Source organism: Rhodococcus sp. RS1C4 (assembly GCF_002258225.1).
Taxonomy (GTDB): domain Bacteria; phylum Actinomycetota; class Actinomycetes; order Mycobacteriales; family Mycobacteriaceae; genus Rhodococcoides; species Rhodococcoides fascians_E.
Genome location: NZ_NOXZ01000007.1, coordinates 1 through 15173, shown reverse-complemented (window position 1 = coordinate 15173; position 15173 = coordinate 1). Strand labels below are relative to the sequence as shown.

Annotated in this window: 14 protein-coding genes and 1 pseudogene; 6 read left to right on the top strand and 9 right to left on the bottom strand. The window is 65.6% G+C overall.

Features of this window, described 5'->3' with window-relative positions; all coding sequences use genetic code 11:
* Positions 1 to 117: 117 nt before the first annotated feature.
* A complete protein-coding gene (locus CH289_RS01565) occupies positions 118 to 1752 on the top strand; it encodes a fatty acyl-AMP ligase (RefSeq protein WP_094727084.1) in 1635 nt (544 codons plus the stop codon).
* A gap of 87 nt (positions 1753 to 1839) precedes the next feature.
* On the opposite strand, the gene pth is transcribed toward CH289_RS01565, so the two are convergent.
* From pth to CH289_RS01550, 3 genes are all read right to left on the bottom strand, one after another.
* On the bottom strand, positions 1840 to 2418 hold the full coding sequence (pth, locus tag CH289_RS01560; RefSeq protein WP_094727082.1) for an aminoacyl-tRNA hydrolase: 579 nt from the start codon (positions 2416 to 2418) through the stop codon (positions 1840 to 1842).
* An 89-nt stretch (positions 2419 to 2507) separates the two neighbouring features.
* Positions 2508 to 3149, bottom strand: coding sequence for a 50S ribosomal protein L25/general stress protein Ctc (locus tag CH289_RS01555; protein WP_170945143.1), 642 nt, complete (start codon positions 3147 to 3149; stop codon positions 2508 to 2510).
* Positions 3150 to 3303: 154 nt separating this feature from the next.
* Positions 3304 to 3936, bottom strand: coding sequence for a TetR/AcrR family transcriptional regulator (locus CH289_RS01550; protein ID WP_094727080.1), 633 nt, complete (start codon positions 3934 to 3936; stop codon positions 3304 to 3306).
* Positions 3937 to 3996: 60 nt separating this feature from the next.
* On the opposite strand from CH289_RS01550, the pseudogene CH289_RS01545 reads away from it, so the two are divergent.
* A pseudogene (locus tag CH289_RS01545) lies at positions 3997 to 4761 on the top strand (DMT family transporter); the annotation flags it as partial.
* A gap of 43 nt (positions 4762 to 4804) precedes the next feature.
* Here CH289_RS01545 and CH289_RS01540 read toward each other — a convergent pair.
* Positions 4805 to 5983 carry an aminotransferase class V-fold PLP-dependent enzyme gene (locus CH289_RS01540; protein ID WP_033190831.1) on the bottom strand — a complete coding sequence of 393 codons (1179 nt, stop codon included), beginning with the start codon at positions 5981 to 5983 and terminating at the stop codon, positions 4805 to 4807.
* Positions 5984 to 6154: 171 nt separating this feature from the next.
* Between CH289_RS01540 and egtA the strand changes: the two genes are divergently transcribed.
* Genes egtA through egtD form a run of 4 tightly spaced genes read left to right on the top strand, consistent with a single transcriptional unit; the run spans position 6155 to position 10413 of the window.
* Positions 6155 to 7384, top strand: a complete 1230-nt coding sequence (gene egtA, locus CH289_RS01535) for an ergothioneine biosynthesis glutamate--cysteine ligase EgtA (protein ID WP_094727078.1) — start codon at positions 6155 to 6157, stop codon at positions 7382 to 7384.
* The gene (gene egtB / locus CH289_RS01530; RefSeq protein ID WP_179276703.1) at positions 7381 to 8679 is read left to right on the top strand and encodes an ergothioneine biosynthesis protein EgtB; all 1299 of its coding nucleotides are present in this window, start codon (positions 7381 to 7383) and stop codon (positions 8677 to 8679) included. Before egtA ends, egtB begins: the two co-directional genes overlap by 4 nt.
* Positions 8672 to 9406 (top strand): ergothioneine biosynthesis protein EgtC, encoded by a 735-nt coding sequence (gene egtC / locus CH289_RS01525; protein ID WP_033190832.1) that lies wholly within the window; start codon positions 8672 to 8674, stop codon positions 9404 to 9406. Before egtB ends, egtC begins: the two co-directional genes overlap by 8 nt.
* Before the next feature lie 11 nt (positions 9407 to 9417).
* Positions 9418 to 10413: an L-histidine N(alpha)-methyltransferase gene (gene egtD / locus CH289_RS01520; RefSeq protein WP_020111379.1), complete on the top strand. Its 996-nt coding sequence runs from the start codon at positions 9418 to 9420 to the stop codon at positions 10411 to 10413.
* On the opposite strand, the gene CH289_RS01515 is transcribed toward egtD, so the two are convergent.
* The 5 genes from CH289_RS01515 to CH289_RS01495 form a co-directional block, all read right to left on the bottom strand.
* Positions 10387 to 11766: an ABC transporter permease gene (locus tag CH289_RS01515; protein WP_094727074.1), complete on the bottom strand. Its 1380-nt coding sequence runs from the start codon at positions 11764 to 11766 to the stop codon at positions 10387 to 10389. The genes egtD and CH289_RS01515 overlap by 27 nt on opposite strands.
* Complete coding sequence (locus CH289_RS01510) at positions 11763 to 12515, bottom strand: ABC transporter ATP-binding protein (RefSeq protein ID WP_019664558.1); 753 nt, start codon at positions 12513 to 12515, stop codon at positions 11763 to 11765. The genes CH289_RS01515 and CH289_RS01510 overlap by 4 nt, the downstream gene beginning before the upstream one ends.
* 98 nt (positions 12516 to 12613) lie before the next feature.
* Entirely contained in the window at positions 12614 to 13267 is a 654-nt protein-coding gene (locus CH289_RS01505; RefSeq protein ID WP_033190775.1) for a response regulator, read from the bottom strand.
* Entirely contained in the window at positions 13264 to 14448 is a 1185-nt protein-coding gene (locus tag CH289_RS01500) for a sensor histidine kinase (RefSeq protein ID WP_094727072.1), read from the bottom strand. The genes CH289_RS01505 and CH289_RS01500 overlap by 4 nt, the downstream gene beginning before the upstream one ends.
* 26 nt (positions 14449 to 14474) lie before the next feature.
* Positions 14475 to 15053, bottom strand: a complete 579-nt coding sequence (locus tag CH289_RS01495; RefSeq protein WP_033190776.1) for a hypothetical protein — start codon at positions 15051 to 15053, stop codon at positions 14475 to 14477.
* Positions 15054 to 15173 lie beyond the last annotated feature (120 nt).

Genomic DNA, 15173 nt, shown 5'->3' with positions numbered 1-15173 from the left:
GTTGCCGGTACCAGGGTACTCGTGGTCGTTCGTACGTTTTCTCGGGTAACGGCTCCGCGGGCCTGCGAATTTCAATAGCGTGGGTACAGGTCGGACCGTCGGCACAGGAGATGAGTTTTGAGCAGATTCACCGAGGAGATGTTCTCGACGGCGCGCACGAGCGAGCGGGGGCTCGTCACCGGTGAGCCGGATCAGGCGCTGAGGCAGTCCTGGGGCGAGATTCACCAGGTGGCGCGATCGATGGCGGGCGCACTCGCCGACGCAGGCATCGAACGCGGCGACGCCATCGGTGTCCTCGCAGGCCAACCGGTCGACATCGCGCCTGCGTGCCAGGCGACGTGGATGCGAGGCGGATCGGTGACGATGCTGCACCAGCCGACACCGCGTACCGACCTCGGGGTGTGGGGCACCGACACCGAGACGGTCGTGAAGATGATCGACGCGAAGGCTGTCATCCTGGGCGCCCCGTTCGACATCGCGGCGCCCATCCTCGAAGAGCGCGGCATCACCGTGCTGAAGATCGACGACATGCGGGCGGGCCGGGACTGCGATCCCGTCGACACCGACGAGTCGGACATCGCACTGCAGCAGTTGACATCCGGATCCACCGGTTCACCGAAGGCCGTGCGCATCACGCACGAGAACTTCTACGTCAACGCGTACGCCATGATCGACCGCATCAAGTTCGACGTCGACTCCGACGTGATGGTCAGCTGGCTGCCTCTGTTCCACGACATGGGCATGGTCGGGTTCCTGACGGTGCCGATGCAGGTGGGTGCCGAGGTCGTCAGCATCACGCCGCTGGATTTCCTCCGGTCACCGCTCCTGTGGGCCAAGCTGATCCACAAGTACGGCGGAACCGTCACCGCAGCACCCAATTTCGCGTACTCGCTGCTCGCGAGGAGACTGTCGCAAGCCGAGGACGATCTCGATCTCGACCTGAGTTCGCTCCGCTACGCGTGGAACGGCGCCGAGCCCGTGGACCCGGACACGATGGCGGCGCTGGCCGAGGCCGGGGCGCCGTACAACCTCGATCCGCTCGCACTCGCGCCCGTGTACGGCATGGCCGAAACCACACTCGCCGTGTCCATCCCCGACCCGGGCCAAGGGCAGGTCCTCGACGTCGTCGACGCCGATCTGCTCGAGGCGATGGGCCGAGCCGTCCCGTCGACCAAGGGCAATCTGCGACGCCTCGCGACACTCGGCAAGATGGTGCCGAACCTCGAAGGCCGTGTCGTGGACAAAGAAGGCCAGGTCCTCACTCCGCGCGGCGTCGGCATCATCGAAGTGCGCGGCAAAGCCGTCACACCGGGGTACATCACCGTCGACGGACCCGTCGCCACACAGGACGAGGCCGGGTGGCTCGACACCGGCGACGTCGGCTACTTCACCGAAGAAGGACTGGTCGTCGTCTGCGGCCGCGTCAAGGACGTCATCATCATGGGCGGCCGCAACATCTATCCGACCGACATCGAACGTGCAGCAGGCTCGGTACGCGGGGTGCGACCGGGTAACGCCGTCGCGATCAGGCTCGACGCGGGCGACAAGCGGGAGAGCTTCGCCGTTGCCGTGGAGACCAACGACTTCCAGAATCCCGACGAGGTGAAGCGAATCGAACACGACGTCGTTCACGCCGTGCACTCGGAAGTAGGAGTACGGCCCAGAACCGTTGCCGTCCTCGGTCCCGGATCGATTCCCAAGACGTCCTCCGGCAAACTCCGTCGATCCAACTCGGCGGGTTTGCTGGGCTGAGTGGGACCGAGTCAGCACCCTTTTTGCAGACTTCGCACGCCTTCCAGTGCGAGAGCACGCGTGCCAGCTCGGCAAAAACGGTGCCAGCTACCTCGGATGAACCTGGTTCTGCGCTGCTTCGAGGCCGACGCGCAGGAGTAGTTCGGCGGCGTCGGCGGCCTCTTCCACGATCACGCCGAGGTCCTTGCGTTCGGCCGAGGAGAAGGGTTTGAGGACGTACGAGGCCGGGTCCATTCGGCCGGGAGGACGCCCGACGCCGACGCGCACACGCAGGTAGTCCTTGGTGCTCAGGTGCTGAGAGATGGAGCGAAGCCCGTTGTGGCCGCCTTCGCCGCCGCCGAGTTTGAGGCGGATGGCACCGAAGTCGATGTCGAGTTCGTCGTGAACGACGACGATGTTCGACGGCTCGACGGAGAAGAATCGTGCCAGGCCCGCGACGGGTTGCCCGGACAGGTTCATGAAGGTGCGGGGTTTGGCGACGATCACCGAGCGGTCCGCGAGGCGTGCTTGGACGATGTCGGAGTTCGACTTCTTGTGCGAGGAGAACTTCGCACCCATCCGGGTTGCGAGCGCGTCGGCGACCATGAATCCGACGTTGTGGCGGGTCGTTTCGTACTGTGCGCCGGGGTTACCCAGGCCGACGATCAGGGCCGTATCTGCTGTCACGGTTGATCATGCTCCCATCGAGAAGGGTGAAACGAGAACGCGCCGCTCCCGACGAGGGGAGCGGCGCGTGTCGTGATGCGGGGCTGAGATCAGCTCTCGTCGGAGCTTTCCTCGGATGCCTCTTCTTCGTCGACGACGTCGCCGGTCGGAGCTTCTTCGCCCTCGGCTTCGAGGTCTTCCTCGGTCGGGGCCTCGACGACGTTGACGAGCAGGAGCTCGGGGTCGGAGATCAGGGTGACGCCGGCCGGAAGGGTCAGGCCGCCTGCGAGGATCTGGGTGCCTGCCTCGACGCCCTCGACCGAGACCTCGACGGACTCGGGGATGGACAGTGCGTCGGCCTCGATCTCGACGACGGTCGAGTCGGTGGTGACCAGGGTGCCGGGGGCTGCGTCACCCTCGACGACGACGTTGATCTCGACGGTGACGCGCTCGCCCTTGCGCAGGACGAGGAGGTCGGCGTGCTCGATGCTGCGCTTGATCGGGTGAACGACGACGGACTTGGTCAGGGCGACCTGCTCCTTGCCGTCGATGTCGAGGGTCAGAACAGCGTTGGTGCCGTCCTTACGCAGGACTGCGGCGAATGCGCGGGTGTCGAGGGCGAGGTGCTGCGGGTCGGTGCCGTGTCCGTACAGAACAGCGGGGACCAGGCCGTCGCGGCGTGCGCGGCGTGCAGCGCCCTTGCCGAACTCGGTGCGTACAGCAGCCTTGAGGTTGTTTACTTCGTTCGACATCAGAGAACAGCTCCTTGAGATCACGGTGTGGGCAAGTGCTTCGTCGGGGCAGACACGAACGAGCACGGCCGAGGAGCCGAGCCGCGTCGATCACGGTAGTTCCTGTGCGGAGCTACCCTCGCCGAGACAACCCGGGAGACTCTACACGACCCCCTCACGTGAGTGGAAACGTAGACCTGGGGGAAGGAGCGGAGCCTGCGGAGCGACCGGACTGCAAGGTTCCACTCACGATTCCATTCACAAGGGTGGAGGCGATGGATCGGGCGACGTCGACGGCGTCGGCGCGAGCTCCTGCGGTGCTCATCACGACGGCGCCTTCGTGGATCAGGGACAGTTTCAGGCCGAGCTCGTCGGGTGCCGGCAGGCCTGCGTCCTCGGCGAGCTGGACGAACAGTGCTCGCGTCCAGTCCTTCTCGGATCGGATGACGTCCAGGGCCGGGTGGTCGGTCCCGCCGTATTCGGCGAAGGCGTTGACGAACCCGCAGCCGCGGTGGTTGTCGCGCATCCAGGAGGCCAGCGCGTCGTAGATGCTCAGGACGCGTTCGGGGCCGGTGGGGATCGGTTCGAGGTAGGCGAGGACGAATTCGCGCCATCTCTCGAAGCGTCGCTCGAGGTACCGCATCACCAGTCCGTCCTTGGAGCCGAACCGGTCGTAGAGCGTCTTCTTCGTCGTCCCGGCTTCGTCGGCGATGAGGTCGACGCCGACGGCCCGGATGCCGCGTTCGTAGAACAACGCGCTGGCGACGGTGAGGATGCGCTCGCCTGCGGGTGTCAAAGCCTTGGTCATGGGTGTCTCCGATCACAGGTCCACTGCAAGTATACAGACCTGTATGGTTACCTCGTCGGTATGGACAAACTAGCGGCCACCGCTCTGGTGATTCTGTGGAGCTCCGGATTCATCGGCGCGGACCTCGGCACCGCCCACGCGCCCGCACACACCCTGCTGGGATGGCGGTACCTCGTTGCTGTCGCGATCCTCGGTGCCTGGTGCTGGTATCGAGGGCTCCGCACGACCTGGGCGGGGGTCCGTCGGCAGAGTGTGCTCGGCTTCTTCAGTCAGTTCCTCTACCTTGCGTGCGTGTTCGGGGGCGTCGGGCTCGGCGTTCCGGCGGGTACGGCGGCGCTGATCGCGGCCATGCAGCCCCTGGTCGTGGCGGGCCTGGCTGCACGTCTGTTGGGCGAGGGTTTCGGCGTCGGCAAGTTCGTGTCTCTGACCGTGGGATTCGGTGGAGTCGTCGTCGTGGTCGCCGGTGACCTCGGCGGTGAGGGTGCGCCCTGGTTCGTGTACTTGCTGCCGCTGGCGGGCATGTTGTCGCTGGCCGTCGGCACCGTTGTCGAACGCAAGCTGCGCACGACGGAACCGATTCCGCTCGCGATGCTGATCCAGGCGTGCGTCGCGGCCGGACTTTTCATGGGATGGAGCGCGGTTCTCGGCGACGCAACGCCGCCCGTCACGGTCGGCTTCTGGGGCGCGGTCGCGTGGTTGGTCGTGCTGTCGACCTTCGGCGCATACGGCACCTACATGTTCGTCCTGCGCCGCAGCGGGGCCACCCGTGTCAGCGCGCTGCTCTACCTCACACCTGCGACGACGATGGTGTGGGCTCTGCTGATGTTCGGCGACCCCATCACCTGGACGGCTGTGGCCGGGACGGCGATCAGTGCCCTCGCCCTGTGTGCATGGAGGCGACCAGCTCGTCGAGTTGATCGAACGTCACGAAGTAGTGCGGAGATGCGCGAATCACCGAGTCCAACCCTCTCGAGCTCATGTCCACGAGTGTCGAACGTCGATGGCTGACCGTCACGGTGATGCCCTTCGCGGCCAACTCGTCGCGCACGTCGGTGGGATTCCTGCCGTCGACGGTGAAGGACACGATGCCGCTGCGCCGGTCACCGAGGTCGTGGACGGTGACGCCTGCGACGGTGCGAAGGCCGGCGCGTAGGTGTTCGGCGCGGGCGCTGACGGCGTCCTGGACGGCATCGATTCCGATGTCCAGCAGGTAGTCGACGGCCACGCCGAGCCCGAGTCGGGACGCGACGGAGCATTCCCAGAATTCGAACCGCGAGGCGTCGGCCGCGAGTTGGTACTCACGTTCGCCGCTCCATTGCGCACTGTGCAGGTCGAGTGCCGGTGGCTCGAGCGTGTCGGCGAGACCTGGGCGGACGTAGAGGAATCCCGTTCCGCGGGGCCCGCGCAACCACTTTCGGCCCGTCGCGCTGAGTGCGTCCACCCCGAGTTCGCCGACGTCGACGCGCACCTGTCCGATTGATTGGCATGCGTCGAGCAGTACGAGTGCGCCGACTCGGTGGGCGAGTTCGGAGACCTCTCGTGCGGGATTGATCAGTCCACCGTTGGTGGGCGCGTGGACAAGTGAGACAATTCGGACGCGTTCGTCGAGCATGTCCTCGAGTGCGGCGAGGTCGATCTGGCCCGAGGGGTCGCTCGGTACGAACTCCACGGTTGCGCCCGTCGCGGCGGCGCGCTGCAGGGCAGCGATCGCGTTGGACGCGTATTCGACCTGGCAGAGCAGTATCCGATCACCGTGAGTCAGCGGGATGGAGTAGAAGAAGTCGCTCCACGATCGAGTTGCGCTGTCGCTCAGAGCAATGCCCGACGGCGTCGCGCCGATCAACCTGGCAATGGAGGTCTTGACTGCCGCGAGATCGGCCATCCGTTCGTTCGCTGCGCGGTATCCACCGACCGCCGCTTCGCGACGAAGATGTGCGACGGCGGCGTCGACGACGGGGTCGGGCGGCAGTGACGATCCCGCGCTGTCGAGGAAAATCGAGGAGACCGCGGCCGGTGTGTCCCGGCGGATCCGATCGAGATCGAACATGTCGACGCCTTCCTGGTGCACTGCTGGGGAGTCGTGGTTACTGTCGTAAGCGGAGCCCGACGGGTCGATCCGCAGGCTTCACTCCTGCAAGGCTTTCACATGTGCTCGGTTTCGAGCGGAACAGCCTCGGGTAGTCGTGGCAACTCAGCTAGTCGGGACGAACGTGAGGAGATGGCGATGACGTCCACGGTCAAGTCCCGGGGGCTGAGCTCGCGGCCTGCCGCAGCGGCCTACGTCGAACGTGTGTGCTTCAAGCTCGGTCCACCTCGACTCATCGGTGCCGAATTGGAGTGGTTGACACACACGCCGGACGGGGCGAGGCCCGCGTTGGACTCTCTGGCGGCTGCCCTCGGGCAGTACGCCCCGCGAAACATTTCCTCCACCTCGTCTGCTCGTCCGCTCCCCGGCGGGAGCGTCGTGACCATCGAGCCGGGTGGCCAGGTGGAACTGTCCAGTTCGCCGTTCCCGTCGGTGCGGGAGCTCGCTCGATCGGTCGACGCGGATTCCCGTCTTCTCGAGTCGATGCTGAACACCGCACGGATCGGTATGACGTCCGTTCCCGCAGATCGCGACCGGGAGCCGCAGCGTCTGCTCGTTCTCCCTCGATACTGCGCGATGGAGGACAGGTTCACGACCATCGGCCCCTTCGGCAAACTGATGATGTGCAACACGGCCGCCGTTCAGGTGAGCGTCGACGCCGGGCGGGACCGCGAGGACGTGGCGCGCCGGTGGACCATGTTGGAGGCCGTCGGGCCCGCACTCGTCGCCGCCTTCGCGTGCTCGCCGACGCTACGCGGTGCACCGGAGGGGAGCTGGGCGTCTCAGCGGATGCGGACGTGGCTCGAATTGGACGGCAGCAGAACCGAAGTGCCCAACACGGGCGATCCGATCGCGGACTATTCGGCCTGGGCGCTCGACGTCCCGCTGCTGTGCATCAGGGGCGAGAGCGAGAACTGGACGGCTCCACCGGGAACGACGTTCGCCGACTGGATTGCCGACCACGGCCGTGTCGGGCGACCACCGACCACCGATGATCTGGATTACCACCTCACGACGTTGTTTCCGCACGTTCGCGCGTGTGGGCACTTCGAGATCCGCTACCTCGACGCACAGCCCGACGGCCAGTGGGTCGTTCCCGCAGCCCTGTTCGACGCATTGCTGTCCGGGCCCGACGTGATCGAGCGCGCAACGCAGATCGCGGCGGAGACTGCCGGCCGGTGGGTCGACGCTGCCCGCGACGGTCTCGCCGATTCCGATCTTCGTCGTGCCGCAGAAGCGTTGCTGCACTTGGCTGCCGACAACTCGGCGGACCATCGAACGCTGTTGCTGAACACCGCCGAGCGATGTCGTCTCGCATCGGCACCTATCGCACAGCATTCCACCGGAAAGGAATCGGCATGACGAGCACCGAACAACTGCGCAGCACCGTCGAGCGGGTACTCGCCCGCAGTCGTGCCCGCAGTTCGGCCCTCACCGACGCAGTGGACGACGCGGACCTCACCGCGCAGCATTCGCCGCTGATGAGCCCGCTGGTCTGGGACCTCGCGCACATCGGGAATCAGGAAGAACTCTGGCTTGTCCGCGACGTCGGCGGGCGCGAACCGGTACGGTCCGACATCGACGAACTGTACGACGCGTTCAAGCACTCCCGGTCCAGCCGTCCGTCACTACCGCTGCTGACACCGGACGAGGCACGCGCGTACGTCGGGTCCGTCCGCGACAAGGTGTGGGACGTGCTCTCCGCCAGTCCGCTGGACGGACGCAGGCTCGAACGCGATGGCTTCGCCTTCGGCATGGTGGCCCAGCACGAGCAGCAGCACGACGAGACGATGCTCGCGACCCACCAATTACGTACCGGTCCAGCGGTTCTCCACGCGCCGCCTCCTCCCATAGCGCAGATCTCGGCGGCCGGAGAAGTGATCGTCGACGGAGGTGTCTTCACCATGGGCACCACGCTCGACCCGTGGGCACTCGACAACGAACGACCCGCACATTCGACGTACGTCGCCACGTTCGCCCTCGACGTCGCGCCCGTGACCAACCGTCAGTACGAGGAATTCATCGCCGACTGTGGATACTCGCGTCCGGAACTGTGGAGCGAACGCGGCTGGGCACACCGAACCGCCGAAGGGCTCGTTTCCCCACAGTTCTGGGAACGCGACGCCGACGGCAGCTGGTGGCGTCGGGCATTCGGGGTGACGGCACCGATCAAGCCCGACCAGCCCGTCGTACACGTCTGTTTCTTCGAAGCCGAGGCGTACGCGCGGTGGGCAGGCAAAAGGCTGCCGACCGAAGCGGAGTGGGAGAAGGCTGCCCGTTTCGATCCAGCGACCGCGACGGTACGCAAGTACCCGTGGGGAGATGCCGAACCGACCGAGGTGCACGCCAATCTCGGTCAGCGGCACCTCGAACCCGCCGACGTCGGCGCCTACCCGGCCGGGGCGTCGCCGCTCGGAGTGCAGCAGCTGATGGGTGACGTGTGGGAGTGGACGTCGTCGGATTTCGAGCCCTACCCGGGCTTCGAGCCGTTCCCGTACGCCGAGTACTCCGAGGTGTTTCTGCGCGGTGATTACAAGGTCCTGCGCGGCGGATCGTTCGGGACGGACGAGGTCGCGTGCCGCGGCACGTTCCGCAACTGGGACCACCCGATCCGGAGGCAGATCTTCGCTGGCTTCCGGTGTGCCCGAGATGTGTAGGCATCTGGGCTATCTCGGACCGAGACGGTCGGTCGCCGACGTTCTCACCGCCGGCGAGAACTCGTTGTTCGTGCAGTCCTGGGCGCCGAAGGACATGCGGGGCGGCGGCACGATCAACGCCGACGGATTCGGCGCGGCGTGGTGGGACGACGACGGTGCCCGCAGCTACCGCAATGCGATGCCGATCTGGTCGGACCCGGCGGTCGCCGACGTACTCGGTGCGACGTCGTCGACGGCCGTGCTCGGAGCCGTTCGGTCTGCAACCGTCGGGATGCCGGTCGAGCGGAGTGCCTGCGCCCCGTTCACGGACGGGACGTGGGCGTTCAGCCACAACGGTGTCGTGTTCGGGTGGCCCGACGCGTTGGCCGAACTGGCGTCGGAGGTGCCGCCGACCGAGTTGCTGGCACTGCCGGCACCGACGGATTCTGCGGCTCTGTGGGTGATTCTCCGGAACCTGCTGCGGCAGCACGATCCGGAGAAAGCGTTGCGGGTGTTGATCTCCCGCGTGGAACAGTCGTCGCCCGCTCCGCGTCTGAATCTCCTGCTGAGCGACGGTCACACGTTGTACGCGAGCGCGGTGTACCACTCGCTCTCCGTACTGGACACGGGGGACTCCGTCACCGTGGCATCCGAGCCCACCGACGGGGACTCCCGGTGGGTGTCGCTTGCGGACCGAACTTTCGTCGTCGCCCGACCGGGGCATGTCGACGTCACAGATCTCGATTGAGGGGAAAGCTTATGGCTGATATCGCTCTGGACGTGCACATCTCACCCGAAAGGCTGCTCGACGATCTTCGTTCCGATGTGCGGTTGGGTATGACGGCGGCGCCGAAATGGATTTCTCCCAAATGGTTCTACGATGCGCGTGGGAGCGAGCTGTTCGAGCAGATCACCGAACTGCCGGAGTACTACCCGACGCGCACCGAGCGTGCACTGATCGAGGCACACGCCTACGACGTCGCCGAGCGGACGGACGCCGCGATACTGGTGGAGTTGGGTTCGGGGTCCTCGGAGAAGACACGACTGCTGCTGAATGCGGGCATCAAGCACGGGTCGCTGCGCAAGTACGTACCCCAGGACGTGTCGCCGACGGCACTGGAGGGGGCGATCGAAGTGATCGCCCGCGAGCATCCCGGGCTCGAGATCCAGGGGATCGTCAGCGATTTCACCGATACCCTGCAGAATCTTCCTGCCGACGGCAGCCGAACCATCGCGTTCCTGGGCGGCACTCTGGGCAATCTCATTCCCGAGGAGCGTGCGCTCTTCCTCGCCGACATCGCCCAGGCTCTGATCGCCGGTGAATTCCTGCTGCTGGGAGTCGGATTGGTAGTCGAGGAGAGTGTGGTCGTCCCGGCGTACGACGACGCGGCCGGTGTCACGGCGCAGTTCAACGCGAACGTTCTGTCGGTGTTGAACGAGCGCTTGAACGCGAACTTCGATCCAGGTCAGTTCGAACATGTGGCGCTGTGGAATTCGGACGCCGAGTGGATCGAGATGCGTTTGCGGGCTCGCACGGCGCAGGACATCCGAATCGAGGATCTCGACCTCGACGTCCACTTCGACGAGGGCGAGGAGTTACGCACGGAGATCTCGGCCAAGTTCAGGAAAGAGGGGATAGAAGCAGAACTCGTCGACGCGGGGTTCCGCGTCGACGAGTTCTGGACCGATCCGGAGAGCAGGTTCGCTCTCATCCTCGCCAGTCGGACATCACTCGGACAGCGCGACGACCGGTGAGATGGAGTTCGCTCGGCGCGACGGCATGAGCGAGGCCACCAACGCCAGCACCGCAGCCGACAGGACGGTTCCGGCGATGAGCGCCCATGGCAGCGTCGGCAGGCCGATGCCCGATTGCGCGATGGAACCGAGCAGCGATTGCGCGGCCGCCCATCCGTAGACGATGCCGAGGAGAAGGCCGAAACCCATCGACGCGATCACCATCTGCGCGCTCTCGGACACGATCATTCCACGGACCTGCTTGCGGGTGAAGCCGAGAGCGCGCAACAGGCCGAGTTCGCGGGTGCGCTGCATGACGCTGAGCGAGAGGTTGTTGACCATCCCGACGGCCGCGATGACACCCGAGAAGCCGATCAGCCCGGTCATGATCCCGACGGTCACCGTCAGCACCTGATCGAGCGATTCTTCGCTGAACTCGTGTTGCAGCATCGTTCGGTAGCTGTACATCGCCACGGCGAACGTCACCACCAGCGTGACGCCGATCAGCAGACCCAGCGCTGTGCGCGTGGCACGCTCCGGGTACCGCGTTGCGTTCGCTGCGGCCAGGCGCGCCGACGGCGTGCTGCCGAAGAGCCCGCCGACTACTCGTAGGATCCACGGCACGATTCTGTGTGCGCCGACCATGATGCCGGTGAACGACGCGGCGCCGCCGAAGAAGGCGATGAGCACACCGGCAGGGGTCACCGTGCCGACGAGCACCCCGAGTCCCAACAACACTGCGCCACCGGCGATGAGAACGATCGACAACGTCGTGCGTGCGGCTCGCCGCTGCGAAGCCTCGGACGCAGCGGTCACGACGACGCCCGTCGCCTGAATCGGCGTCACGTCGAGGACGCGTTTGCTCCCGATGTACGACGCGGCCCACGTGGTTCCCACGACGATGACCACCGGCAGCGCGACGAGTGGCTGCACCGTCGTGTATGCGACGTCGGGTAGCTTGCCTGCACCGACGGCGATCGCTCGGGCGAGGTGACTGGCGGCGACACCCACCACCAAGCCCACTGCGGCACCGAACAGTCCGACGGACAGTCCTTCCCGGGACACGGATCGACGCAGTTCTCGGCCGGATGCACCGAGGAGCCGGAGCAGCGCAATGGTTTTCGTGCGGCCGGCGACGATCGTACCGAACGTGTTCGCGGTGACGACCGACGCGACGTACAGCGCGAGAAGTACGAACACCATTGCGACGCTGTAGAGAGCGACGGCGACAGCGCCTTGTCCGTCGGTACCGAAGATGTCGAGCAGGAACGCCGTTGCCTGGATCAGCACCACACCGAAGAACGATGCGAGCGCTGTGACGAGGATGCTCGCTCCGTGTTCACGACGCGGTGTCGACGCGGTGGCGGCCCTCATGCGACCTTCTCCATCGCAAGCATGTAACCGGAGATCTGCTCGGGCGTCGAACGCCCGCGCTCGTCGACGATTCGCCCGTCCGCCAGGAACACGATCCGGTCTGCATAGCTGGCTGCGACCGGGTCGTGCGTGACCATGACGATCGACTGCCCGTACTCGCGAACCGCGGCCGCCAGGAGCGCGAGAACTTCACGGCCGGTGCGGGAATCGAGGTTTCCCGTCGGTTCGTCCGCGAAGATCAGGTGTGGCCGCGAGCCGAGCGCTCGTGCGATGGCGACCCGCTGCTGCTGCCCACCGGACAACTGATGGGGGCGATGGGACGTGCGTTCGCTCAGGCCCAGTGTGGCGATGAGCTGTTCCACCCATGCGGCTTCCATCTCGGTCGGTGCGTGGCCGTCGAGCTCGAACGGAAGCAGAATGTTGGACCTGACGTCCAGCGTCGGGACCAGATTGAAGGCCTGGAAGATGAAGCCGATCTGGCGTCGGCGAAGCTCGGTGAGTGCATCGTCGCCGAGATCGGTGATGTCGGTGTTCGCGAGCACGACTTGCCCGGACGTCACCGAATCGAGGCCCGCCATCACGTGCATGAGGGTCGATTTGCCGGAGCCCGACGGGCCCATGATGGCCGTGAACTCTCCGGAACGGATGTCGAGCGACACGTCGTCGAGCGCGTTCACGTGGTTGGCTGCGTCGCCGTAGCTCTTGTGGACCCGGTGAACCCGGGCTACCGGTGCTGGTGTTGTGGTCATGTCTGTAGAAACTACGAACCACCGGGGTGAAAAGAATCAGGCTGCAGTCTCTGCTACGTACATCCAGAGGATGATCTGGGGTCGGTGCATCGGGGAGTTCACCGCACCAGACCGTGTTCGAAGGCGTACACGACCAACTGGACCCGATCCCGCAGACCGAGCTTCGTGAAGATTCTGCTGATGTGAGTCTTGACGGTTGCTTCGCTCAGGAACTCCTGTGCCGCGATCTCGGAATTGCTCGCACCCCTCGCCGCCAGGTGAAACAGCTCGCGTTCACGTGCGGTGAGAAGCTCGAACTCCTTGGGCACCTGTGGAGTTGCCGGAGTGTCGGTGAAGTGACCGAGCAACGCCGTCGTGGCCGACGCCGCGATCACCGAGTTACCGGCATGAACGGTGCGGATCGCCGCGAGCAAGAATTCAGGATCGGCGTCCTTGAGAACGAATCCACTCGCGCCGGCCTTGATCGCCTTCGCCGCACTCTCGTCGAGATCGAAGGTCGTCAACACAAGGATCCTCGGCGGCTCGCTCGATGCGGCGACGATCTCCGCTGTCGCCGCAATGCCATCGAGAACCGGCATCCGAATGTCCATCAACACGACGTCGGGGGAGACCTCGGCCGCCAACTCGACCCCGGCCTTGCCGTCGCCGGCCTCGCCGACGAACTCGAGATCGGGTTGCGACGAGATCAGCATCCTGATCCCTGCACGAAAAAGCTGCTGGTCGTCGACCAGCGCTACCCTGATTCGGCTCATTCCGCAGGCTCCGTTCCTGTGAGTGCTCCGGGAATGTGCGCGACGAGTGTCCACACACCATGATCGTGGCTGGTCTTCAGGGTGCCACCGGACAGGACCGCGCGTTCGCGCATACCGATGAGGCCATGCCCGCCCGTGGATTCGGGTGCTTTTCGCACCGAGTTGCGCACGGTGAGCGTCGTGCCGCTGGGTCCGGACTCGACGGCTACCGATACCGGGCGCGACGAGTCCCCGTGCCGCAGAGCGTTGGTCAGTGCTTCCTGCGCTATCCGGTAGAGCGTCAGATGACCTCCGGCACCCAGGTTCGCGGAGTCGCCGGTGGAATCGAAGTCGATCCGCAGCCCGGCCGCGCGCATTCGGTCGACCAACGTGGACAGGTCCTGCGATTCCGTGGCCGGAACGTCGTCGGTGTTGTGGCGTAACTGGGCCAGCACGCCGCGGACGTTGCGTAGTGCGTCGCGAGCGGTGCCTGCGATGGTGCCGAGGGCCTCGTCGACAGCCTCGGGATCCGCTTTGCGTGCGTACCGGGCACCGTCGGCCTGCGCGATGACGACGGCGAGGGAGTGCGCGACTATGTCGTGCATGTCGCGGGCGATTCGGTTGCGCTCGTGTTCGACGGCAATGTCCTGCAGTGCCCGTTCCTGTTCGATCTCGGCCAACGCACGTTGGTGCTTCTCCTCGATGGACATCCGGTTCGCCAGCGCGATGCGACCCAGCGCCCACGACAATCCCAGGACAGCCCAGGAGGCAACCAGCAGGATGATCAGTTGCTGCGCGTAGTCGCCGACGGAGCGGCTGCCGTCCGGTGAGACGTTCGGGTCCCCGACGAGGGTGAGAAAGGTAGCGGCGACTATGCCGCCGACGACGGTGGACACGAGACCGATCTTGCGAACGCGGTCCGAACCGTATGCAGCAGTGGCGAACAGCACGAACAGAATTGCAGTGTTGGCGCCCTGTGTGCCGAGACCACCGGCCATCTGACCGATGGCGAAGACCCAGGAGATCGCCAGCGCAAGGGGCGGCGAGAGACGACGCAGTGCCAGCGCGACGCCGTAGCCGAGCAGGACGACAACGGCGAGCGCACCGTTGTCTGCGGCGGCGGACGGAAACAGCACGGCCGTGAAGACGGCGGCGAATCCGACGTCGATGGCGACCTGATAGCGCGCTAGCGTCCTGAACACCCGTCCAGGGTACGTACCGCCGAGTGTCAGATGCGGCGACGCGCCTTCTCGAGCGCACCGAGGGTGGTGAGCACCGTGGTGCGCTGCTTCTCTAGATCCTTGCGGCGCGCGCGTGCCGGCAGGCTTTCCTGTCCCTCGATCGCGCTGATCTGTGAGTCGACGTCGGTGAGCTGAGCGAGCAACTTCTGCACCCGCGACTCGAGCTCGATCATGTCGATGCCACTGACACCCGCCTGCTGCTTCTTGGGAGCGGCCGGCTTGCTCGCAGCAGCAGAGGAAGCAGACGACGAGCTTGCACTGCTCGGTGCCTGACGAGGAGCAGCAACTGCAGCAGCAGCCCTGGGGCGCAACGCTTTGCGAACCGCAGCCGGATCCGGCAGCTTCTCGAGACGAATGCTGTTCAGCACGGCACGAGCATCACGAGCAGTGACGCGGTACTCGCGCTCCTCCTCGTCGTCGGACGCAAGAGTGCCGCCCAGGGGGCGCAGACCGTACATGCCGATGAAGTGCTTCGCCTCGTCGATGACGGCTTCTTTTTCACGGCACAGGCCACAGCGCGGTTCATTGCGATAAGTTTCGATCGAGTCGGTGCTTCCGCACCACACGCACCCGCCCGGAGTCCACCGGGCGATACGGACGGTAGAAGTTGCTGCAGGGCTGTCCATGGTTTGCGCGTCGATCACGACGAGTCATCTTAGGGTACAACGCAACCCGCCCCGCACACC